Source organism: Streptomyces sp. NPDC001219, from assembly GCF_053597915.1.
The window spans coordinates 1-21,237 of record NZ_JBSFJF010000035.1 but is presented as its reverse complement, the minus strand read 5'-3'; the positions used below and the strand labels follow the sequence as shown (position 1 = coordinate 21,237).

The 21,237-nt window shown below is 71.8% G+C and carries 18 protein-coding genes; 11 read left to right on the top strand and 7 right to left on the bottom strand.

The genetic code is table 11. The annotated features are described in order from the left end of the window. Positions 1 to 23 precede the first annotated feature (23 nt). Entirely contained in the window at positions 24 to 1,010 is a 987-nt protein-coding gene (locus tag ACWC9R_RS22110) for a DUF5937 family protein (protein WP_450733877.1), read from the bottom strand. 81 nt (positions 1,011 to 1,091) lie between these two features. Here ACWC9R_RS22110 and ACWC9R_RS22105 point away from each other — a divergent pair, with 81 nt between their 5' ends. The 4 genes from ACWC9R_RS22105 to ACWC9R_RS22090 all read left to right on the top strand — a co-directional run bounded on the left by ACWC9R_RS22105 (position 1,092) and on the right by ACWC9R_RS22090 (position 5,253). After that, positions 1,092 to 2,438, top strand: a complete 1,347-nt coding sequence (locus tag ACWC9R_RS22105) for an MFS transporter (RefSeq protein ID WP_450733876.1) — start codon at positions 1,092 to 1,094, stop codon at positions 2,436 to 2,438. Positions 2,439 to 2,481: 43 nt separating this feature from the next. Further along, a complete protein-coding gene (locus ACWC9R_RS22100; protein ID WP_450733874.1) occupies positions 2,482 to 2,991 on the top strand; it encodes a MarR family winged helix-turn-helix transcriptional regulator in 510 nt (169 codons plus the stop codon). A gap of 60 nt (positions 2,992 to 3,051) precedes the next feature. Next, the gene (locus ACWC9R_RS22095; RefSeq protein WP_450733872.1) at positions 3,052 to 3,384 is read left to right on the top strand and encodes a DUF3817 domain-containing protein; all 333 of its coding nucleotides are present in this window, start codon (positions 3,052 to 3,054) and stop codon (positions 3,382 to 3,384) included. 168 nt (positions 3,385 to 3,552) lie between these two features. Beyond that, entirely contained in the window at positions 3,553 to 5,253 is a 1,701-nt protein-coding gene (locus ACWC9R_RS22090) for an acyl-CoA mutase large subunit family protein (protein WP_450733871.1), read from the top strand. A 110-nt stretch (positions 5,254 to 5,363) separates the two neighbouring features. On the opposite strand, the gene ACWC9R_RS22085 is transcribed toward ACWC9R_RS22090, so the two are convergent. Continuing rightward, positions 5,364 to 6,761, bottom strand: a complete 1,398-nt coding sequence (locus tag ACWC9R_RS22085; RefSeq protein WP_450733870.1) for a sensor histidine kinase — start codon at positions 6,759 to 6,761, stop codon at positions 5,364 to 5,366. Next, entirely contained in the window at positions 6,758 to 7,474 is a 717-nt protein-coding gene (locus ACWC9R_RS22080; protein ID WP_450733868.1) for a response regulator transcription factor, read from the bottom strand. The genes ACWC9R_RS22085 and ACWC9R_RS22080 overlap by 4 nt, the downstream gene beginning before the upstream one ends. Before the next feature lie 63 nt (positions 7,475 to 7,537). On the opposite strand from ACWC9R_RS22080, the gene ACWC9R_RS22075 reads away from it, so the two are divergent. Both ACWC9R_RS22075 and ACWC9R_RS22070 read left to right on the top strand, forming a co-directional pair. Continuing rightward, positions 7,538 to 8,698 carry a UDP-N-acetylglucosamine--N-acetylmuramyl-(pentapeptide) pyrophosphoryl-undecaprenol N-acetylglucosamine transferase gene (locus ACWC9R_RS22075; protein WP_450733867.1) on the top strand — a complete coding sequence of 387 codons (1,161 nt, stop codon included), beginning with the start codon at positions 7,538 to 7,540 and terminating at the stop codon, positions 8,696 to 8,698. Then, positions 8,695 to 9,699 (top strand): GDP-mannose 4,6-dehydratase, encoded by a 1,005-nt coding sequence (locus ACWC9R_RS22070; protein ID WP_450733865.1) that lies wholly within the window; start codon positions 8,695 to 8,697, stop codon positions 9,697 to 9,699. Before ACWC9R_RS22075 ends, ACWC9R_RS22070 begins: the two co-directional genes overlap by 4 nt. A 51-nt stretch (positions 9,700 to 9,750) precedes the next feature. On the opposite strand, the gene ACWC9R_RS22065 is transcribed toward ACWC9R_RS22070, so the two are convergent. After that, positions 9,751 to 10,395, bottom strand: a complete 645-nt coding sequence (locus tag ACWC9R_RS22065; RefSeq protein ID WP_450733864.1) for a TetR/AcrR family transcriptional regulator — start codon at positions 10,393 to 10,395, stop codon at positions 9,751 to 9,753. A gap of 419 nt (positions 10,396 to 10,814) precedes the next feature. Here ACWC9R_RS22065 and ACWC9R_RS22060 point away from each other — a divergent pair, with 419 nt between their 5' ends. The 4 genes from ACWC9R_RS22060 to ACWC9R_RS22045 all read left to right on the top strand — a co-directional run bounded on the left by ACWC9R_RS22060 (position 10,815) and on the right by ACWC9R_RS22045 (position 14,929). Further along, positions 10,815 to 11,783, top strand: a complete 969-nt coding sequence (locus ACWC9R_RS22060; RefSeq protein WP_450733862.1) for a tetratricopeptide repeat protein — start codon at positions 10,815 to 10,817, stop codon at positions 11,781 to 11,783. A 613-nt stretch (positions 11,784 to 12,396) separates the two neighbouring features. Further along, complete coding sequence (locus tag ACWC9R_RS22055; protein ID WP_006603038.1) at positions 12,397 to 13,014, top strand: DUF6230 family protein; 618 nt, start codon at positions 12,397 to 12,399, stop codon at positions 13,012 to 13,014. Positions 13,015 to 13,143: 129 nt separating this feature from the next. Next, a complete protein-coding gene (locus ACWC9R_RS22050; RefSeq protein WP_450733860.1) occupies positions 13,144 to 13,707 on the top strand; it encodes a DUF6114 domain-containing protein in 564 nt (187 codons plus the stop codon). Further along, a complete protein-coding gene (locus tag ACWC9R_RS22045; protein WP_450733858.1) occupies positions 13,697 to 14,929 on the top strand; it encodes a hypothetical protein in 1,233 nt (410 codons plus the stop codon). The genes ACWC9R_RS22050 and ACWC9R_RS22045 overlap by 11 nt, the downstream gene beginning before the upstream one ends. Positions 14,930 to 15,027: 98 nt before the next feature. Here ACWC9R_RS22045 and pyk read toward each other — a convergent pair whose 3' ends face one another. The 3 genes from pyk to pta form a co-directional block, all read right to left on the bottom strand. Beyond that, positions 15,028 to 16,455 (bottom strand): pyruvate kinase, encoded by a 1,428-nt coding sequence (pyk, locus tag ACWC9R_RS22040; RefSeq protein ID WP_450733856.1) that lies wholly within the window; start codon positions 16,453 to 16,455, stop codon positions 15,028 to 15,030. 61 nt (positions 16,456 to 16,516) lie between these two features. After that, positions 16,517 to 17,728, bottom strand: a complete 1,212-nt coding sequence (locus ACWC9R_RS22035) for an acetate kinase (protein WP_450733854.1) — start codon at positions 17,726 to 17,728, stop codon at positions 16,517 to 16,519. Positions 17,729 to 17,770: 42 nt separating this feature from the next. After that, on the bottom strand, positions 17,771 to 19,867 hold the full coding sequence (gene pta / locus ACWC9R_RS22030; protein WP_450733852.1) for a phosphate acetyltransferase: 2,097 nt from the start codon (positions 19,865 to 19,867) through the stop codon (positions 17,771 to 17,773). A gap of 231 nt (positions 19,868 to 20,098) precedes the next feature. Between pta and ACWC9R_RS22025 the strand changes: the two genes are divergently transcribed. Then, a complete protein-coding gene (locus tag ACWC9R_RS22025; RefSeq protein ID WP_450733850.1) occupies positions 20,099 to 21,124 on the top strand; it encodes an ATP-dependent 6-phosphofructokinase in 1,026 nt (341 codons plus the stop codon). Positions 21,125 to 21,237: the final 113 nt, after the last annotated feature.

The window sequence follows — 21,237 nt, the reverse complement described above, 5'->3', positions numbered from 1 at the left end:
CCTTCCGGCGCCCCGCCGGGGCGTCAGCCGCCCGCCGCCAGGGTGATCCCCAGGGGGGTGCGCTCGTACCGCACCTGATGTCCGTGCCGGCGCGAGGTCAGCAGACCGGCGTCGCGCAGCACGGACAGATGCCCCGAGACGGAGGACGCCGCCAGGCCGAGGCGGTGGGCCAGGGCCGTCGTGGTCGACGGCACGTCGAGCGCGGCCAGTACGGCGGCGCGGTTCGCCCCCAGCAGCCGGGCCAGCGCCACACCCGTCTCCGGTTCGGTCCACAGCCCGCCGATCCCGCGCGCCGGGTAGATCACCGTGGGCTGCCACGGCGGGTCGAACCCGCTGACCACGTCCGGCCACACGAACACGCTGGGCAGCAGCAGCACCCCGCGGCCGTCCAGGTCCTGCATCTGGGCGAAGTCGGTCCGGGTCCGGACCGTCAGGGTGTCCCCCGACCAGGACAGCCGCGGATGCAGATCGGCGAACAGCCGCTGCAGCCCGCCGTCCGCCAACTGCCGTGACCGGTAGGCGATCTCGGCCTCCAGCAGCGCCCGCAGCCGCGGCCAGTCCGGGGCGAGCAGCGCCCGCCAGGCCCGTTCGGTGACATCGGCCAGCTCCTGCACCGCCCGTGCCGGATCGGCCAGCGCGGCCCGGCCGCGCGCCGATTCCGCCGCCTCCGGCCGGCCCGCCAGCGACTTGGCCATCTCGGCGCGGGCCAGGGCCGGTTCGGTGGCGCGCAGCCGCGTCAGCTCCTCGTCGAAACCGGCCATCGGGCCGTCCGGCGGGCGGCCCAGGAAGTCCGGGGTGTAGCCCGGGGGCGTCGCCGGCATGAAGAGCCACAGCGGCGCCAGGTCCAGCCCGGCCAGCGTCTCGCGCATCCGGCGCAGCCACGGTGTGTGATAGCCGTGCCGGTCGGTGCGGCGCAGGGTCCGTACCGCCTCATGGGTCTCGCACAGCGGGGAGACGGCGAACCGGATGCGGAGCAGGTCGTCGGCGCCGAAATGCAGGTTCACCGGCACGGCCGGGCGCTCCCTCCGACACGGGATTCGGCTGGAGCCGAAAGACTACGGGGCGGCACCGGGCTCCGGCAGGCTGCGGCCATGTCCTCGCCCTCCGGGTCCGCGCCGTCGGGCCGCCTCCCCGCCTGCCCCGGTGCGGGCGCCGCCGATGCCGCACCGGCCGCCGCCCGCGCCCGCCCGGACGGCTATCGCGCCGTCTTCGCCGTCCCCGAGTTCCGGTACGTCTTCGCCGCGCATCTGCTGTCCTCCCTCGGCGTGGTCGTCTGCGAGATCGCGCTGTCCGTCCTCGTCTTCCGGCTCACCGCGTCGCCGCTGCTGAGCGCGCTGACCTTCGCGCTGGGGCTGGCGCCGTACGTCATCGGCGGGACGCTGCTGTCGGCGGTCGCCGACCGGTATCCGGCCCGGCGGGTGCTGGTCGGCTGCGATCTGCTGTGCGCGCTGGCGGCGGCGGGGATGGTGGTGCCGGGCACACCGGTCGGGGTGCTGCTGGTGCTGCGCTGTGTGCTCGCGGCCGTCGCGCCGGTCTTCGCCGGGACCCGGGCCGCGACGCTGGGGGAGATCCTCGGCGAGGGGGAGCTGTTCGTCCTGGGGCGCTCGGTGATCCGCCTGGTGAACCAGAGCGCGCAGCTCGCCGGGTTCGCGGCCGGGGGCCTGCTGCTCGCCGTGGTGTCCCCGGGCGCGGTGCTCGCGCTCACCGCCGGCACCTTCCTCGGGTCGGCGCTGCTGCTGCGGCTGGGGACCCTGGCGCGCCCGGCCCGGGACGGCGCGCGCGGCGCGCTGCTGGGCGCCTCGCTGGGCGGGCTCCGGCGGCTGATGGCCGACCGCCGGGTGCGGGCGCTGCTTCTGCTGACGTGGCTGCCGCCGGCCTTCGTGGTGATCCCCGAGGCGCTGCTGATCCCCTACGCCGGCCTGCTCGGCACCGGGCCGGCCGGGACGGGGCTGCTGCTGTGCGGCATGCCGGTCGGGGCGGTGCTCGCCGAGAGCCTGGTGGGCACGTTCCTCGGACCGCGGGCCCGCACCCGGCTGACCTTCCCCATGGGGCTCTTCGCCGTCCTGCCCTCCCTCGGCTTCGCCGCACAGCCCTCGTTCGGCTGGGCGCTGCCGCTGCTCGTGCTGACCGGCACCGGCATCTCGTACAACTTCGGGGTGGACCGCTGGTTCGTCGCCGCGGTCCCCGAGGAACTCCTGGGCCAGGCGATGACGGTGATGCAGGCCGGGCGGATGACGGTGATGGGCCTGGCGATGGGACTGGCCGGGGTGGCCGCGGAGTACGCGCCGCTGCGACTCGTGATGCCGGCCGCCGGGGTGCTGGGCGCGGTCTGTGTACTGGCGGCGATCTTCGAGGTGCGGCGCACGGCGCCGGGGGGCCGGGCGTCCGCCGGGCCGGTGCGCGGACCGGCCGGACCGCGGCCCCGGACCGGAAAATGAGACGCGGCTGACCGCCATATGGCTGCCCGGTAGTGTCGGGGCCGTGCCGAAGCCGCTCAGCCTTGCTTTCGATCCCATCGCGCGTGCCGATGAACTGTGGCAGCAGCGATGGGGAGCCGTGCCCTCGATGGCCGCGATCACCTCGATCATGCGCGCCCACCAGATCCTGCTGGCCGAGGTGGACGCGGTGGTCAAGCCGTACGGGCTGACCTTCGCGCGCTATGAGGCGCTGGTGCTGCTGACCTTCTCCAAGGCCGGTGAGCTGCCGATGTCGAAGATCGGTGAGCGGCTGATGGTGCACCCCACCTCGGTGACCAACACCGTCGACCGGCTGGTGCGGTCCGGGCTCGTCGCCAAGCGGCCGAACCCGAACGACGGGCGGGGCACGCTCGCCACCATCACGGAGAAGGGCCGCGAGGTGTGTGACGCGGCCACCCGTGAGCTGATGGCGATGGACTTCGGGCTCGGGGCCTACGACGCCGAGGAGTGCGCGGAGATCTTCGCGCTGCTGCGGCCGCTGCGGGTGGCGGCGGCCGACTTCAGGGACGAGTAGGGCGTTCCGTTCCAGGGGGGCGGCGAAGATCGCCCCGGATCGGCTGGTTACGCTCGGGGCATGAAGCGAAGCGTCCTGACCCGCTACCGGGCGATGGCCTATGTCACCGCCGTGATGCTGCTGGTGCTGTGCACCTGCATGGTGTTCAAGTACGGCTTCGGGATGGGCAAGGACCTCACCCTCGTCGTCTCCCAGGTCCACGGCGTGCTCTACATCATCTACCTGGTCTTCGCCTTCGACCTGGGCTCCAAGGCCAAGTGGAAGTTCGGCAAGCTGCTGTGGGTGCTGATCTCGGGCACCATCCCCACCGCCGCGTTCTTCGTGGAACGCAAGGTGGTGCGGGAGGTCGAGCCGCTGATCGCCGGTGACACTCCGGAGCCGGTGCAGGTCTGACGGCCGCCCGGCCACCCGGAAAGCCCGCGGAACGCGCCTGTCCCTTCGAGGGGCGGGCGCCTTTGCGTTACCCGGCGGCGTTACGGACGGTGAACCTCGCGACGCAAAGGGCGACCCATCCGCCTCTCCCGTCGACAAGTACTAGGACGTCCTAGTAAATTCGGGGGTATGGACGCTGACGCGATCGATGAGGGCCGCCGCCGCTGGCAGGCCCGGTACGACTCCGCCCGTAAGCGGGACGCGGACTTCACCACGCTTTCGGGGGATGCTGTCGAGCCGGCGTACGGTCCCCGCCCCGGCGACTCGGTCGAGGGCTTCGAGCGGATCGGGTGGCCGGGCGAGTTCCCCTTCACCCGCGGGCTGTACCCCACCGGCTACCGGGGGCGGACGTGGACCATCCGCCAGTTCGCCGGCTTCGGCAACGCCGAGCAGACGAACGAGCGCTACAAGATGATCCTGAAGGCGGGCGGCGGCGGCCTCTCCGTCGCCTTCGACATGCCGACCCTCATGGGCCGCGACTCCGACGATCCGCGGTCGCTGGGCGAGGTCGGGCACTGCGGCGTGGCCATCGACTCGGCCGCCGACATGGAGGTCCTCTTCAAGGACATCCCGCTGGGCGACGTCACGACCTCCATGACGATCAGCGGTCCCGCCGTCCCCGTCTTCTGCATGTACCTGGTCGCCGCCGAGCGGCAGGGCATCGACCCGGGGGTGCTGAACGGCACGCTCCAGACGGACATCTTCAAGGAGTACATCGCCCAGAAGGAGTGGCTCTTCCAGCCGGAGCCCCATCTGCGGCTGATCGGCGACCTGATGGAGCACTGCGCGCGCGGCATCCCCGCGTACAAGCCGCTCTCGGTCTCCGGCTACCACATCCGTGAGGCGGGCGCGACGGCCGCGCAGGAGCTGGCGTACACCCTCGCCGACGGCTTCGGCTACGTGGAGCTGGGCCTCTCCCGAGGCCTGGACGTCGACACCTTCGCCCCCGGGCTGTCCTTCTTCTTCGACGCGCATCTCGACTTCTTCGAGGAGATCGCGAAGTTCCGGGCCGCGCGCCGGATCTGGGCCCGCTGGATGCGCGACGTCTATGGCGCCACGAGCGAGAAGGCGCAGTGGCTGCGCTTCCACACCCAGACCGCCGGGGTCTCGCTGACCGCCCAGCAGCCGTACAACAACGTGGTCCGCACCGCCGTCGAGGCGCTGGCGGCCGTGCTCGGCGGCACGAACTCGCTGCACACCAACGCCCTGGACGAGACCCTGGCGCTGCCCAGCGAGCAGGCCGCGGAGATCGCGCTGCGCACCCAGCAGGTGCTGATGGAGGAGACCGGCGTCGCCAACGTGGCGGACCCGCTGGGCGGTTCGTGGTTCATCGAGTCGCTGACCGACCGGATCGAGGCGGACGCCGAGAAGATCTTCGACCAGATCAAGGAGCGCGGCAGGCGGGCGGTGCCGAACGGTGAGCACCCGATCGGCCCGATGACCTCCGGCATCCTGCGCGGCATCGAGGACGGCTGGTTCACCGGCGAGATCGCCGAGTCCGCCTTCCGGTACCAGCAGTCGCTGGAGAAGGGCGACAAGAAGGTCGTCGGCGTCAACTGCCACCACGGCTCGGTCACCGGGGACCTGGAGATCCTGCGGGTCAGCCACGAGGTCGAGCGGGAGCAGGTGCGGGCGCTCGGGGCGCGGAAGGCGGCGCGGGACGACGCCCGGGTGCGGGCCTCGCTCAAGACGATGCTGGACGCCGCACGGGCCGGCAGCAACATGATCGAGCCGATGCTGGAGGCCGTACGGGCCGAGGCGACCCTCGGCGAGATCTGCGACGCACTGCGCGACGAGTGGGGCATCTACACCGAGCCCGCCGGGTTCTGACGCCGGCCGGAGGAACGGCCCGGGGCGGGGCGGCGGGTGACCCACCTGCCGCCCCGCCCTTGTGCGCCGGCCCGGCGCCGCACCGGCCGCCCCGCCGCCCGCCGCCCGCGCTACGGCAGCGGAATCCGCAGCCGGAAGAGCGCCCCGCCCCCCGGTGCCTGCTCGGCGGAGAGCTCGGCCCCGTGGGCGCGGGCGATCTGGCGGGCCATCGCCAGGCCCAGACCGGAACCGGGCAGGGCACGGGCCGCCTGCGCCCGGTAGAAGCGGTCGAAGACATGGGGCAGATCGGCGGCCTCGATGCCGGGGCCGTGGTCGCGTACGGTCAGCTCCCACGCGTCCGGTACACCGCGGAGTTCGGTCTCGACCGGGCCGCCCGGCGGGGAGAACTTCGCGGCGTTGTCGAGCAGGTTGGACAGCAGCCGGGAGAGACGGGCCGGCACCCCCGGGACGGTGGCGTCCGCCGCGGCCGGGTCGACGACGGCGGTGAAGGTCAGCTCCGGCCAGTGTTCCCGGGCCGCGCCCACCGCGTGCTCCAGGAGGGCGGCCGGGCGCACCTGCTCGACCAGGGGCTGCGGCTCCTCGTCGCGGGCCAGCTCGATCAGGTCGTTGACGAGCGTGGTGACCTCGCGCAGCTGGCGGCCCAGGGCGCCCGCGGCACGGTCGCGCTGGGCGTCGGTCAACCGGTCGGCGCGGGCGAGGAGTTCGGCGTTGGTGCGGAGCGCGGTCAGCGGGGTGCGCAGCTCGTGGGAGGCGTCGGCGACCAGCCGGCGCTGGGCGGTGACCGACTGCTCCAGTTCGCCGAGCATGGTGTTGAAGCTGGTGGCGAGGCGGGTGACCTCGTCCTCCCGGGCGGGCGGGCCCGCGGGGAGTTCGATGCGGTGGCGGGCGTCGCGGGTGGCGGCGATGCGCTCCGCGGTGGCGGTGAGCCGGGCGACCGGGGCCAGGCCCGTACGGGACACCCAGTAGCCCAGGGCGGCGGCCAGCAGGACGCCCGCGCCGCCGAGCACGGCCAGCGCCCAGGCGGCCTGCTCAACGCCCCGGTCGACGGTGTCGGAGCGCTGCGCGACCTGCACCGCCTCGTCCTTGTCCGCCAGGCGCGTGGTGAGCATCCGGACCGGATGGCCGGCCACCGTCAGCTTCGTGTAGAACGCCGCGCGCCGGCCGTCGGCGACCTGCCGGGTGGCGTCGGAGACGGGCAGCACATACGGCTTGCGCGGGTCCTTGGCGGGGTTGGACGGCACGATCTGGACGCAGGCCGAGGCCGGGTACTGGCAGAGGGTGTCACTCGGCGTCGGGCCCCAGTCGTGGCGGTCCCGGATGGCCTGGGCGGCCGTCTGGGTCAGGTTCAGCTCCAGCTGACGGGTCATCTGGTAGTCGATGATGGTGAACGCGGCCGCACAGACGCCGACCGCCACCACCGCCACCGCGGAGGAGGCCGCCAGCGCCAGCCGGGCGCGCAGCGGGCGGCGGCGCCGCCAGCGGGCCCCCAGGCCGCGGGTGCCGGTCATGCGCCCTCCGCGTGGTCCAGGCGGTAGCCGATGCCGTGCACGGTGTGGACGAGCCGGGGCTCGCCGCCCGCCTCCAGCTTGCGGCGGAGATAACCGATGTACACGGCCAGCGAGTTGGAGTCCGGCCCGAAGTCGCGGCCCCAGACGCGCTCCAGGATCACCTCGCGCGGCAGCACCTGCCGGGGGTGCAGCAGCAACAGCTCCAGCAGCGCCCATTCGGTGCGGCTGAACTCCAGCGGACGGCCCGCCCGGTGGCCGGTACGGGTCACCGGGTCGACGACCAGATCGCCGAAGGAGAGCCGGGGGTCCTCCACGGCCGTGGTCGACGCCCGCCGCAGCAGCGCCCGGACCCGGGCCACCAGCTCGTCCAGGGCGAAGGGTTTGACGAGGTAGTCGTCGGCGCCGGCGTCGAGTCCGTCGACCCGTTCGCTGACCGAGCCCAGCGCGGTCAGCACGAGGATCGGGGTGCGGTCGTCCAGGGCGCGCAGCCGGCGGCAGACGGCCAGGCCGTCCAGGACCGGCATCATCACGTCCAGGACCAGGGCGTCCGGCTGCCAGGCGGCGACCTCCGAGAGGGCGGCCAGGCCGTCGGCGGCGCCGCGTACCGCATAGCCCTCCACGGCGAGGCCGTCCTCGACGGCGGCGCGTACCTCCGGTTCGTCGTCGACGACGAGGATCTTGGGGGCTGAGGTGTTTCCGGGCGTGGGCGGCATGGACACAGGCTGCCAAACACCTCTCTTAGAAGCTTCTTAGGGCACCTGGCGAGCGTGGCGGCCATGCGCACACCACTCTCTGTCGTGATCGGTGCGGGCGGCACCGGCGGCCACATCTATCCCGGGCTCGCGCTCGCCGACGCCCTCCGCCGGGCCGTACCCGAGGCGGTGATCTCCTTCGTCGGGACCGAACGCGGGCTGGAGACGCGGCTGATCCCGCAGGCCGGATACCGGCTGCACACCGTTGACATGATCCCCTTCGATCCCGCACTCGGCGCCCGGCGCTATCTGCTGCCGGCCGCGCTGCTGCGCTCGGGCGGCCAGTGCCGGGCGCTGCTCAAGGAACAGAAAGCCCAGGTCGCGGTCGGTATGGGCGGCTATCCGAGCGCCCCGGTGATCGTCGGGGCGCGGCTGGCCGGGCTGCCGAGCGTGATCCACGAGTCCAACGCGGTGCCCGGCCGGGCCAACAAGTTCGCGGCCCGGCTCACCCCGCATCTCGCCCTTGCCTTCGACCGCAGCCGGGAGCATCTGACCGGCGGCGACCGGGCCGAGACCGTGGGGATGCCGCTGGTCGGCCCGCTGGCCGAACTGGACCGCACCCGGCTGCGCCCCGCGGCCCGCCGGGAGCTGGGGGTGCCGGACGGCGCGCGGCTGCTGCTGGTCAACGGCGGCAGCCTGGGCGCGGCCCGGCTGACCGAGGCGGCGGTGGGGCTGGCCGGCCGCTACCGGTCGCGGCCGGACCTCCGGCTGCTGATCAAGACCGGGCCCGCGGCCCTGGAGGAGACCCGGGCGAAGCTGGCGGCGAACGGCGGGGCGTCGGTCGCCGAGGCCGTGCCCTACCTCGACCGGATGGACCTGGCCTACGCCGCCGCCGATCTCGTGGTGTGCCGGGCCGGTTCGGCCACTGTGGCGGAGCTGGCCACGATCGGGATGCCGGCCGTCCTCGTGCCGTATCCGCACGCACCGGGCGACCACCAGACCCATAACGCACGGGTGCTCTCCGACACCGGGGCCGCGCTGCTGCTGCCCGACCCGGAGACCTCGGCCGAGCGGCTGGACTCCCTGGTCACCCCGCTGCTCGACGACCCCCGCCGGCTCGCCGCGATGGGCGCCGCCGCCGACCCCGGCACCCATGCGCGCGCCGCCGACCTGCTGGCCGCCAAGGTGCTGGCCCTGGCCGGCCACCCCCTCGCCCACCACCTCCAGATGAAGGAGACAGCATGAACAGCAGTACGCAGCAGTGGACCGGCCGCAGGGTCCTGGTCACCGGGGCCGAGGGGTTCATCGGCTCCACCCTGGTCGACCTGTTGGTGGAAGCCGGCGCCGAGGTCCGCGCGTTCGTCCATTACAAGCCGTACGCCGAAAAGGGAAATCTGGCGCGGTATCTCGTGCCGGGCGGCCCGGTCGAGATGATCTCGGGCGACGTCCGGGACGCGGGCCGGGTGATGGACGCCGTCGCGGGCTGCGACACCGTCTTCCATCTCGCCGCCCTGATCGGGATTCCGTACAGCTACGACTCACCGGGCGCCTACGTACAGACGAACGTGGTGGGGACGGAGAACATCGCGGAGGCCTGCCGCCGCCATGACGTGCGCCGGCTGGTGCACACGTCCACCAGTGAGGTCTACGGGACGGCGCTGACCGCGCCGATCACCGAGGACCACCCCCTGCAGCCGCAGTCGCCGTACTCCGCCTCGAAGATCGGCGCGGACATGATGGCGCTGTCCCACCGGCACGCGTTCGGGCTGCCGGTGACCGTGGTGCGGCCGTTCAACACCTACGGGCCGCGCCAGTCCGCCCGTGCGGTGATCCCCACGATCCTGGCCCAACTCCACGCCGGCGCCCGGCAGATCAGGCTCGGCTCGCTCACCCCGACCCGCGACTTCACCTATGTCACGGACACCGCGGCCGGGTTCCTGGCGCTGGCCGACTGCGACCGGGCGCTGGGCGAGGTCGTCAATCTCGGCACCGGCCGGGAGATCGCGATCGGCGCGCTCGCCGAGGCGCTGATCGCGGCGTCCGGCCGGGAGGCAGAGGTCGTGGTGGACACCGCCCGGCTGCGGCCGGCCGGCAGCGAGGTCGAGCGGCTGCTGTCGGACAACTCCCGGGCGCGCGAGTGGGCTTCGTGGCGGCCGGAGGTCTCGCTGGAGCAGGGCCTGAAGCGGACGTCGGAGTGGGTGGCGGAGCACCTGCACCTCTTCGCGGCGGACCGCTACCAGGTCTGACCGGCACCGGGGCCGGGTGTCCGCCGCCGCACCGCGGCGCGGCGCCCGGCCTCAGTCCTGCGTGCCCAGGCCGGCCAGGCCGGTGAGGAAGAGCGCCGTGAAGTCGTGCCCCCACGCGGCGTCCACGGGCTCACCGCTGACCAGGGTGCGGTGCACGATCGCACCGGCGATCACATCGAAGATCAGATCCATGTTGCGGGTGGCCGCCTGCTCGCCGTCTGCGCCGGGCCCGTCGGGGGGCAGTTCGCCGCGGGCCTGGGCGCGCGACCGGCCGAGCAGCACCAGCCGCTTCTGGCGGTCGACGATCGCCGACCGGATGCGCTCGCGCAGCGCCTCGTCGGTGGTGGACTCGGCGACCACGGCCATCAGCGCCGTCTTGGTCTCCGGCCGGGCCAGCAGCGCGCCGAACTGCAGCACCACGCCCTCGATGTCGGCCCGCAGGGAGCCCCGGTCGGGGAGTTCGAGCTCGTCGAAGAGGACCGCCACGGCGTCCACGACGAGCTCGTTCTTGTTGGCCCAGCGGCGGTAGAGCGTCGTTTTGGCCACCCCGGCGCGGGCCGCCACATCGCTCATGGTCAGCCGCCCCCAGCCCAGGTCGACGAGCGCGGCGCGGGTCGCGTCGAGGATCGCCCGGTCGGTCTCGGCGCTGCGGGGGCGGCCCGTGCGGCCCTTGCGCGGGCTGGCGGAGTGGTGCATGCGGGCGACCATACCGGGCAGTACGGGGGCGGCCGGTGTGCGCCGTGAGCGAGATCACTCGGCGCGGGGCCGGAACTGGTGGTTGTGCGGGGGCGGCGGCGAGTTACGCTACGGGTCGTAGCGAAAGAGCGATAACCACGGGCCGTGGGTGGGGACCCACGGCCGCGCAGGACGGTCCTCCTCGGGGCCGCACGACGGCCCTTCCGGGGGCCGCACGGGCTGTGATTCCCGTACGTACACCGGCATGCCGGCGGGGTGTGCGGACGGGACGCGGGCCCGGTGAAAGGCCCGGCGCCCGCGCCGGAGCGGCCTTCCGCGCCGCCGACCGCACGACCGACCGCAGCACCGATCAGTTCGCCGATCGCCCCGCTTTCCGGATCGCTTTTCGGAACGGGCCGCCCAGGGGGGAGGATGGACCCATGCAGCCACGCAATATGTCCATGAGTGGAGTCGTCGACCTCGCAGCGGTGAAGGCGGCCGGGGAAGCGAAGCAGAAGGCGGAGCAGGCACGCGCCGAGGCCGCCCGTACGGGCCGGGCGCCGACGAGCGGTGCCCGCCTGGTGTTCGACGTCGACGAGGCGGGGTTCCAGCAGGACGTCCTGCAGCGCTCGACCGAGGTCCCGGTCGTCATCGACTTCTGGGCCGAGTGGTGTGAGCCGTGCAAGCAGCTCGGTCCGCTGCTGGAGCGGCTCGCGGGGGAGTACGCCGGCAAGTTCGTGCTGGCCAAGATCGACGTCGATACCAACCAGGCGCTGTTCCAGCAGTTCGGGGTGCAGGGCATCCCGGCGGTCTTCGCGGTCGTCGCGGGTCAGCCGATCCCGCTGTTCCAGGGTGCGGCTCCCGAGTCGCAGATCCGCCAGGTGCTCGACGAGCTGGTGCGGGCCGCCGAGCAGCAGTTCGGCATCGTGGGGGCGCCGGCCGAGCCGCAGGCGGACGAGCAGGCGGCGGAGGAGGCCCCGGTGCCGGCCGGTCCGTACGACGCCGTGCTGGAGGCCGCGAACCAGGCGCTGGACTCCGGCGACCTGGGCGGTGCCATCCAGGCCTACAAGAACGTGCTCTCCGACGACCCGGCCAACCCGGAGGCCAAGCTCGGTCTGGCGCAGGCCGAACTCCTGCACCGGGTGCAGGATCTCGACCCGCAGGCGGTGCGCAAGGAGGCCGCGGAGAACCCGGCCGACGCCCAGGCGCAGATCCGGGCCGCGGACCTCGACCTGGTCGGCGGTCATGTCGAGGACGCCTTCGGGCGGCTGGTCGACGCGGTGAAGCGGACCGCGGGCGACGACCGGGAGGCCGCGCGGGTGCGCCTGCTGGAGCTGTTCGAGGTCATCGGCGCGGACGATCCGCGGGTGACGGCGGCCCGTACGGCACTGGCCCGGGTGCTGTTCTGACCCGCTGTCCGCGCACTCGCCCGCTTCTGACCAGTACGGCCACCGCGGGTTGACCAAACAAACGAAGCAGCGGCCACGTTTTACCAAAACTTGGTAAACGTGGCCGCTGTTACTTCAAGTAAGCCCTGGCGACCCCCTTGCGGCAGTGTGTCCGCAATTGCCTCATGTCCCTTCGCTGTTAACAGCGACGTTGCGTGCCCAGTTGATCTCTCCGGGTCGCGGCGTGTTTATCGGGCCGTTACCCGCAAGTAACGAGCCCCTTGTGCGACGGCCGTGAATGGACCACGATCGGCCACGCTCGGTCCATTCCCGCCGCCCGGCATCCGGTCGGTGTCGCGGGGTACTTGGGTCCCCACCGAGTGGTCGGCGGCAGTGGCGCCGGCCATGGACAGGGGGGTCTCTGCCCCACCCGGCAGGGCCTGTCCGAGGAGGTTGCGCGAGAGCGTGGCCAGTGGTTGTCGCTCGGGGGTGATCGCCGGTGTTCGGAACACGATGTGCCTCCGAGATCAGGCGCTCTCCTTCCCGAGGACGTAGCACTTCTCCCATCCCAGGTACCGCTGTCCCAACTCGGGGGGCAGGTACCGGAGATGTACGTCCGAGAAGGAGGAAAGTCATGGAGTCCCTGGCTCGTGGCGGGACCAGATGGAAGCGGTTCGCCGTCGTCATGGTGCCGAGCGTCGCGGCGACCGCCGCGATCGGCGTCGCCCTCTCGCAGGGTGCGCTCGCGGCATCGTTCAGCGTGTCCGGACAGCAGTTCAAGGTCGCTACCGACCGGCTGGACGGCACCGGATTTGTTCAGTACGGAGCCATTGACGCCCAGAAGGGCGGCAAGCAGGTCCCGGTGGCGGTCTCGGGGTTCTCGAACGCCAAGATCAAGAACCTGTGCCAGTCGGTAGTCGTTCCGGTCCCGGTCTTCGGCGATGTGTCGATGAAGCTGTCGGCCGGTGGCGGTGACACGCCCGTCGAGGCGAAGAACCTCTACATCGACCTCGATCAGCTGTCCGCGGACGCGACCTTCAACAACATCGACATCGGTGTTGCTGCGGGCTCGACGACCAAGGGCCCGGGTATGCACAAGGGCGACAAGGCCGACCCCGGCTCGTTCGCCCAGCAGGCCGACTCGGCCACGCTGACCCACGTCAAGCAGACGGCCTGGGCCACGACGGCCGGCACGTTCAAGCTCAGCGGCCTCAAGATGAGCGTCGCCAAGGGCAAGAGCGAGTGCTACTGACGCACTGAGCGTGCGGGCGCGGGGCGGGCTGTCACGGCCGATGCCGTTCCCCGTGCCCGTACGCGGGTAGCGCTAGTAGGACACTCAGCACAGAACCACCGATTTGCCAGTCCCGAGGAGCTGTACGACATGAGCGCCGAAACGCGACCACGGCTGATCGAGACCATCGGCCGGAAGCGGATTTCGTTCCGGGAGTGGCGCGGACACCGCCCGTTCTGGGGCGGATTGCTGACTCTGCTGGCCGGCATCCCGATCATGTACATCCCTTACGCGAATCTCACGATCGGTTCCCTGACCGTCCGCATGGCGACCACCGCCGGCGCCGGCTCGCTGATCATCGGCGTACTGCTGGTCGTGCTCGGTCTGACCATGTGGTTCCAGCCCGCCTCGCGTGTCTTCGCGGGTGTCGCGGCGATTCTGCTCTCCCTGGTCTCCCTGGTCGTCTCGAACTTCGGCGCCTTCCTGATCGGCTTCCTCCTGGGGCTGATCGGCGGTGCGCTCGGTGTCTCCTGGGCGCCGGGCAGGGCCACACAGGGCGGGGACGACACCGAGCCGGACCGCACCACGGTCGCCGGACCGGTGGTCGCCACCCACCCGGCGCCTGCCGCCGGTCCCGGGTTGGGCAATGGACTGGACGATCTGTCAGGAACGAGCCCGACCAACGGAACGAACGGGAGGCACCGTGCCGGGTGACGAGCTGCACGAGGAGAGCGCAGCTGCCGGGGCGAGAAACGGGCCGAGACACGCGGCGCCGAGGAAGCCGCTGCTGACGCGGTTCCACGTGCCCGCGGGCAAGGCGATAGCCATCGCCGCCATGCCGTCCGCCGTTCTCATGGGGATGGGGCTGACGCCCCAGATGGCGATAGCCAAGCCCGCGCCCCCCAAGAGCCCCTTCAAGGACGGCCCGTGCGTCACTGCTCCGGACAAGGTGGAGCAGAAGGACGGCGCTTCCAAGGACGGTGCGAAGGACTCCAAGGACGACACCAAGCCGTCCCAGAAGCCCTCGCCCTCCCCGTCGGCCGGCAAGGACACGGAGCCGACGCCCGAGCCGTCCGGCTCCTCGAAGACCGACGAGCCCGCGGACTCCCCGAGCCCGTCGCCGTCGGAATCCGAGGACAAGAAGGACGACGGGGGCCTGCTGGGCGGCATCGGTGATGCGCTCGGCGGCCTCCTGGGCGGGGACGACGAGGACGAGGAGGAGGCGGCCGCCTCGCCGAGCCCCTCCGCGTCCGGGACGGCCTCCCCGAGCCCGTCGCCGTCCGCGTCGAAGGACGCCGGCTCCGCGGCCGACAAGGCCACGAAGCCGGTCACGGACACCGTCGACGGCCTCAAGGACGGGTCGAAGACGGCCAAGGACACCGTCCACGGCGCGGTGGGCGCGGCGGACAACGCCCTGCCCGGCGGCGGCGTCGACGGCAAGGACGCCGACGGCAAGAAGGCGTTCCCCTGCGTCGTCGAGAACAAGCAGAAGGGCGAGGACGAGCAGACGCCCGTCACCCTGCCCGACGACCCCTGGCACCTGGAGTCCAGCGCGCTCACCCTGCGCGGTCTGAACTACGAGGGCGTCGTCAACGTCAAGACCCAGAACGGCCACACCAAGCAGGCCCTGAAGTTCACCGCCGACAGCGTCGACATCGGTGATCTGCACCAGACCGTCGACGACCGGGCGTCCGGCAAGAAGTACCACGTCCAGGCGTCCCAGGGGTCCACGTCCACGATCCGCGGCGGCAAGGTGACCATGTACACCGAGCGGCTGCAGGGCAACCTCTTCGGGCTGATCCCGATCGTCTTCGACCCCGAGCACCCGCCGCCGCTCAACGTCCCGTTCGCGTACTTCACCAAGGTGAAGATCGACCAGGCGGGCCAGTTCGGCGGCAACCTCCACGTCCCGGGTCTGCACCAGTTCATGACCTGAGGAATGCCCCGGGCCACCGGCCCGTTCGGGAGCCGCGGAAAAGGCGGTGGGCCACCCCCAACAGGGGGCGGCCCACCGCCTTTTCGTGCGCCGGTGCGTCAGCCCTGCGGGCCGCCGAGGTGGTGCACCCGGACCATGTTGGTGGTGCCGGGGACGCCGGGGGGCGAACCGGCGGTGATCAGCATGGTGTCGCCCTTGCTGTAGCGCTGGAGCTTGAGCAGCTCGGCGTCCACCAGGTCGACCATCGCGTCGGTGTTGTCGGCGTGCGGCACGATGAAGGCGTCGACGCCCCAGCTGAGGGTCAGCTGGTTGCGGGTGGACGCCTCGGTGGTGAAGGCCAGGACCGGCTGGGCCGCGCGGTAGCGGGAGAGCCGGCGGGCGGTGTCACCGGACTTGGTGAAGGCCACCAGCGCCTTGCCGTCCAGGAAGTCGGCCATCTCGCAGGCCGCACGGGCCACCGCGCCGCCCTGCGTCCGCGGCTTCTTGCCGGGCACCAGCGGCTGGAGGCCCTTGGAGAGCAGCTCCTCCTCGGCTGCCTCGACGATCTTCGACATCGTCTTGACGGTCTCGATCGGGTACTGGCCCACCGACGACTCCGCGGAGAGCATGACCGCGTCGGCGCCGTCGAGGATGGCGTTGGCGACGTCGGAGGCCTCGGCGCGGGTCGGGCGGGAGTTGGTGATCATCGACTCCATCATCTGGGTCGCGACGATCACCGGCTTGGCGTTCCGGCGGCACAGCTCGATGAGCCGCTTCTGCACCATCGGGACCTTCTCCAGCGGGTACTCCACCGCCAGGTCACCACGGGCCACCATCACCGCGTCGAAGGCCAGCACGACCTCCTCCATGTTGGCGACCGCCTGCGGCTTCTCGACCTTGGCGATGACCGGGACCCGGCGGCCCACCTCGTCCATGACGCGGTGCACGTCCTGGACGTCCTTGGCGTCCCGCACGAAGGACAGCGCGACCATGTCGCAGCCCATCCGCAGGGCGAACTTCAGGTCCTCGATGTCCTTCCCGGACAGCGCGGGGACGTTCACCGCGGCGCCGGGCAGGTTGATGCCCTTGTGGTCGGAGATGACGCCGCCCTCGATGACGATGGTCCGCACGTGCGGGCCGTCGACCTCGACGACCTGGAGCGCGACGTTGCCGTCGTTGATCAGGACCGGGTCGCCCTTGGACACGTCGCCGGGCAGGCCCTTGTACGTCGTCCCGCAGATGGTCTTGTCACCGGCCACGTCCTCGGTGGTGATGACGAACTCGTCGCCCCGCACCAGCTCCACCGGGCCGTCGGCGAAGGTCTCCAGACGGATCTTGGGGCCCTGGAGGTCGGCCAGCACACCGACGGCGCGGCCGGTCTCCTCGGAGGCCTTGCGGAGGCGGTGGTACCGCTCCTCGTGCTCCGGCTGGGTCCCGTGGCTCATGTTGAAACGGGCCACGTTCATACCGGCCTCGATCAGCGTCTTCAGCTGCTCGAAGGAGTCGACGGCGGGGCCCAGGGTGCAGACGATTTTGGAACGGCGCATGGGCGGAATCCTATCGGTTTGTTTAGCGGCGGAATATATGGGTCGGCGGAAACACCGAGTCCTACGCGCTGACCAGGGCGTATGTCTGCTGGGCGATCTCCAGTTCCTCGTCGGTCGGTACGACGGCGACCGCGACCCGGGCGTACTCGGGCGAGATCACCCGCGGCTCGCCGGACCGTACGGCGTTGAGATCGGCGTCCACGGCCAGACCCATCTCCTCCAGGCCGGCGACGGCGGCCGCGCGCACCGGGGCGGCGTTCTCCCCGACGCCCGCGGTGAACGCCACCGCGTCGACCCGGCCGAGCACCGCGGTGTAGGCGCCGATGTACTTCTTCAGCCGGTGGATGTAGATGTCGAACGCGAGCTCGGCGCGCTCGTCGCCCTCGTCGATCCGGCGCCGGATCTCCCGCATGTCGTTGTCGCCGCACAGGCCGATCAAGCCGCTCTTCTTGTTGAGCAGCACATCGACGTCGTCCTCGGACATCCCCGCGACCCGCTTGAGGTGGAAGGTCACCGCCGGGTCGATGTCACCGGAGCGGGTGCCCATGACCAGGCCCTCCAGCGGGGTCAGGCCCATCGAGGTGTCCACACAGCGGCCGCCGGCCACCGCCGAGGCGGAGGCGCCGTTGCCCAGGTGCAGCACGATCACATTGACGTCCTCCGGCGCCCTGCCCAGCAGCTCGGCGGTCTTGCGGGAGACGTAGGCGTGCGAGGTGCCGTGGAAGCCGTAGCGGCGGATGCGGTGGGCGTCGGCGGTCTCCACGTCGATGGCGTAGCGGGCCGCGTGCTCCGGCATCGTGGTGTGGAAGGCGGTGTCGAAGACCGCGACCTGCGGCAGGTCGGGGCGCAGCGCCTGGGCGGTCCGGATGCCGGTGAGGTTGGCCGGGTTGTGCAGCGGGGCGACCGGCACCAGCCGCTCGATCTCCTGGAGCACCGCGTCGTCGATCACGGTCGGTGCGGTGAACTTCAGCCCGCCGTGCACCACCCGGTGCCCGATCGCGGCCAGCTGCGGGGAGTCGAGGCCGAGACCGTCGGCGGACAGCTCCGCGGCGACGGCCTTCAGCGCGGCCTCGTGGTCGGCTATCGGGCCTTCGGTCTCGCGCTTGTCGCCGCCGGTGGCCAGCGGGGTGTGGGCCAGGAGCGAGGTTTCCTCACCGATCCGCTCGACCAGACCGACGGCGAGACGGCTGCCGTCGGTCATGTCGAGCAGCTGGTACTTCACCGAGGAGGAGCCGGAGTTGAGGACGAGGACGCGGGTGGCGGTGGCAGTCATGTAGCGCTTTCCGTGGGGTGGGGGAGACGGGTGGGAGCGGGGTCAGCCGGTGTGGGCCGCGCCGGGCCGGGCGCCCTGGGCCTGGATGGCGGTGATGGCCACGGTGTTGACGATGTCCTGCACCAGGGCGCCGCGTGAGAGGTCGTTGACCGGCTTGCGCAGACCCTGGAGGACCGGGCCGACGGCGACCGCACCGGCCGAGCGCTGCACGGCCTTGTAGGTGTTGTTGCCGGTGTTCAGGTCCGGGAAGATCAGCACGGTGGCCTTGCCGGCCACGTCGGACTCCGGCAGCTTGGTCTGCGCGACCGCCGCGTCCACCGCGGCGTCGTACTGGATAGGGCCCTCGACCAGGAGGTCGGGCCGCAGCTCGCGGACGATCTCGGTGGCCTTGCGGACCTTGTCGACGTCCGCGCCGGAGCCGGAGGTGCCCGTGGAGTACGACAGCATCGCGATCCGCGGCTCGACACCGAACTGGGCGGCGGTGGTGGCCGACTGGATGGCGATGTCCGCCAGCTGCTCGGCGTTCGGGTCCGGGTTGACCGCGCAGTCCCCGTAGACCAGCACCCGGTCGGCCAGGCACATGAAGAACACCGAGGACACGATCTGGGCGCCCGGCTTGGTCTTGATGACCTCGAAGGCGGGGCGGATGGTGGCGGCGGTGGAGTGCACCGCGCCGGAGACCATGCCGTCGGCCAGGCCCTCCTGGACCATCAGCGTGCCGAAGTAGGAGACGTCCGCGACCACGTCGTAGGCCAGCTCGACGCTGACGCCCTTGTGGGCACGCAGCGCGGCGTACCGCTCGGCGAACCGCTCGCGCAGCTCGGAGGTCTGCGGGTCGATGATCTGGGCGCCGGTCAGGTCGATGGCGAGGTCGGCGGCGCGCTTGAGGATCGGCTCCTGGGCGCCCAGCAGCGTCAGGTCGCAGACGTCGCGGCGCAGCAGCACATCGGCGGCGCGCAGCACCCGCTCCTCGTCGCCCTCGGGCAGGACGACCCGGCGGCGGCCGGCCCGGGAGCGCTCGATCAGCTCGTGCTCGAACATCATCGGCGTGACCCGGCCGGAGCGGGCGACGGAGATCCGGTTGGTCAGCTCCACGGTGTCCACATGGCGCTCGAAGAGGCCGAGTGCGGTCTCCGCCTTGCGCGGCGAGGCGGCGTTCAGCTTGCCCTCGATCGCGAACAGCTCGGCCGCGGTCGGGAAGGAGCCGCCGGGTACGGAGACGACCGGGGTGCCGGGGGCGAGCCGGGCGGCCAGCGCCATGATGTCGGGGCCGGGCCGCTCGTCGAGGGTGAGCAGCACCCCGGCGATCGGCGGGGCGCCGGCGCTGTGCGCCGCGAGCGAGCCGATGACCAGGTCCGCCCGGTCCCCGGGGGTCACCACGAGGCAGCCGGGCGTGAGCGCCTTGAGGAAGGTCGGCAGCATGGCGCCGCCGAAGACGAAGTTCCGGGCGTCCCGGGCGAGCCCGGAGTCGTCGCCGAGCAGCACCTCGGCGCCGAGGGTGTGCACGATCTGGCCGACGGTCGGCGCGGAGAGCGAGCCGTCCTCGGGGAGCGCGTAGCAGGGCACCGGGAGCCGGGCGGAGAGCCGGTCGACGACGGCCTCGCGGTGTCCGGCGGCGACCCGGTTGACGACCATGGCCACGACGTCGCAGCCCAGCGAGTGGAAGGCGCGGTAGGCGTTGCGGGCCTCGGCGCGTATCGACTCGGCCTCCTGGCCCTGGCCGCCGACGACGGCGATCAGCGAGGCGCCGAACTCGTTGGCCAGCCGGGCGTTGAGGCTCAGTTCGTCGGGGAGGTTGGTGTCGGCGTAGTCCGAGCCGAGGACCAGGACGTAGTCGTAGTCCCTGGCCACCGCGTGAAAGCGGTCGACGAGCCGGGAGACCAGCTCGTCGGTGCCGCGCTCGGCCTGGAGTGTGGCGGCCTCGTCGTAGCCGATGCCGTACACGGTGTCGGCGGACTGGGTGAGACGGTAACGGGCCCGCAGCAGGTCGAAGAGCCGGTCGGGTCCGTCGTCGTGCATCAGCGGGCGGAACACCCCGACCCGGTCGACATGACGGGTGAGGAGTTCCATCACTCCCAGCTCGACGACCTGACGGCCGTCGCCTCGGTCGATGCCGGTCACGTACACGCTGCGCGTCACGCGTGCTCTCCGATCCATTCCGTTGGTCGCAAGGTCAAATTCAGCCGTTATTGTGGGCTTGCCCCTCTTGACAATACCTGCGGCGCTCGATAAGCCGCTCTCCCAGTTTCCCCTGTGGAGCCGGTGCGGGGACAGTAGGGGGGAGGTCTGTGTGAGGGGAGGGCCGGCCGGCGCGTGAAACAATCGGACCGGCTCACACGAACCAACCGCGAGCACAGGAGACACAGCACGATGCGTATCGGAGTCCTCACCGCAGGCGGCGACTGTCCCGGCCTCAACGCTGTGATCCGGTCTGTTGTCCACCGTGCCCTCACGGGGCACGACGACGAGGTCATAGGTTTCGAGGACGGCTTCAAGGGCCTGCTCGAAGGGCGCTTCCGCAAGCTCGACCTCGACGCGGTCAGCGGCATCCTCGCCCGCGGTGGCACCATCCTCGGCTCGTCCCGGCTGGAGCGCAACCGGCTCCGCGAGGCCTGTGAGAAGTCCAAGGACCTCTCCAAGGACTACGGCATCGACGTCCTGATCCCGATCGGCGGCGAGGGCACCCTCACCGCGGCGCGGATGCTGGCGGACGCCGGGATGCCGGTCGTCGGCGTCCCCAAGACCATCGACAACGACATCTCCTCCACCGACCGCACCTTCGGCTTCGACACCGCCGTGGGCGTCGCGACGGAGGCGATCGACCGCCTCAAGACCACCGCGGAGTCGCACCAGCGGGTCATGGTCGTCGAGGTGATGGGACGGCACGCGGGCTGGATCGCGCTGGAGTCCGGCATGGCCGGCGGCGCCCACGGCATCTGCCTGCCGGAGCGCCCCTTCGACGTCGACGACCTGGTCACGATGGTCGAGGAGCGGTTCGCCCGGGGCAAGAAGTTCGCGGTCGTCTGTGTCGCGGAGGGCGCCCACCCCGCCGCCGAGACCATGGACTACGAGAAGGGCGCGATCGACCAGTTCGGCCACGAGCGGTTCTCCGGTATCGGCAACCACCTCGCCATCGAGCTGGAGAAGCGCCTCGGCAAGGAAGCCCGGCCGGTCATTCTCGGCCATGTTCAGCGCGGCGGTACCCCCACCGCCTACGACCGGGTGCTCGCCACCCGCTTCGGCTGGCACGCCGTCGAGGCCGCCCACCGCGGCGACTTCGGCAGGATGACCGCGCTGCGCGGCACCGACATCACGATGGTCCCGCTGGCCGAGGCGGTCACCGAACTCAAGACGGTGCCGGACTGGCGGATGGACGAGGCCGAGTCGGTCTTCTGAGCCCCGGTCTCCCCCGGAACAACAGCGGCGGCGCGCCTGCGAAGGAGCCCTCCAGGACGGTGAAGCCGTGCGGGCTCTCGTAGCCTCTCGCGGAGGTCAACTTCGCCTTCGAC

Excerpts from the sequence above, each read along its gene's own strand:
- pyk (WP_450733856.1), bottom strand. The coding sequence starts at position 16,455 with ATGCGCCGTTCCAAAATCGTCTGCACCCTGGGCCCCGCCGTCGACTCC.
- ACWC9R_RS22085 (WP_450733870.1), bottom strand. The coding sequence starts at position 6,761 with ATGACCGGCACCCGCGGCCTGGGGGCCCGCTGGCGGCGCCGCCGCCCG.
- ACWC9R_RS22065 (WP_450733864.1), bottom strand. The coding sequence starts at position 10,395 with ATGCACCACTCCGCCAGCCCGCGCAAGGGCCGCACGGGCCGCCCCCGC.
- ACWC9R_RS22090 (WP_450733871.1), top strand. The coding sequence starts at position 3,553 with ATGGACGCTGACGCGATCGATGAGGGCCGCCGCCGCTGGCAGGCCCGG.
- ACWC9R_RS22055 (WP_006603038.1), top strand. The coding sequence starts at position 12,397 with ATGGAGTCCCTGGCTCGTGGCGGGACCAGATGGAAGCGGTTCGCCGTC.
- ACWC9R_RS22050 (WP_450733860.1), top strand. The coding sequence starts at position 13,144 with ATGAGCGCCGAAACGCGACCACGGCTGATCGAGACCATCGGCCGGAAG.
- ACWC9R_RS22035 (WP_450733854.1), bottom strand. The coding sequence starts at position 17,728 with ATGACTGCCACCGCCACCCGCGTCCTCGTCCTCAACTCCGGCTCCTCC.
- ACWC9R_RS22060 (WP_450733862.1), top strand. The coding sequence starts at position 10,815 with ATGCAGCCACGCAATATGTCCATGAGTGGAGTCGTCGACCTCGCAGCG.
- ACWC9R_RS22025 (WP_450733850.1), top strand. The coding sequence starts at position 20,099 with ATGCGTATCGGAGTCCTCACCGCAGGCGGCGACTGTCCCGGCCTCAAC.
- ACWC9R_RS22075 (WP_450733867.1), top strand. The coding sequence starts at position 7,538 with ATGCGCACACCACTCTCTGTCGTGATCGGTGCGGGCGGCACCGGCGGC.
- ACWC9R_RS22080 (WP_450733868.1), bottom strand. The coding sequence starts at position 7,474 with ATGCCGCCCACGCCCGGAAACACCTCAGCCCCCAAGATCCTCGTCGTC.
- ACWC9R_RS22070 (WP_450733865.1), top strand. The coding sequence starts at position 8,695 with ATGAACAGCAGTACGCAGCAGTGGACCGGCCGCAGGGTCCTGGTCACC.
- ACWC9R_RS22095 (WP_450733872.1), top strand. The coding sequence starts at position 3,052 with ATGAAGCGAAGCGTCCTGACCCGCTACCGGGCGATGGCCTATGTCACC.
- ACWC9R_RS22105 (WP_450733876.1), top strand. The coding sequence starts at position 1,092 with ATGTCCTCGCCCTCCGGGTCCGCGCCGTCGGGCCGCCTCCCCGCCTGC.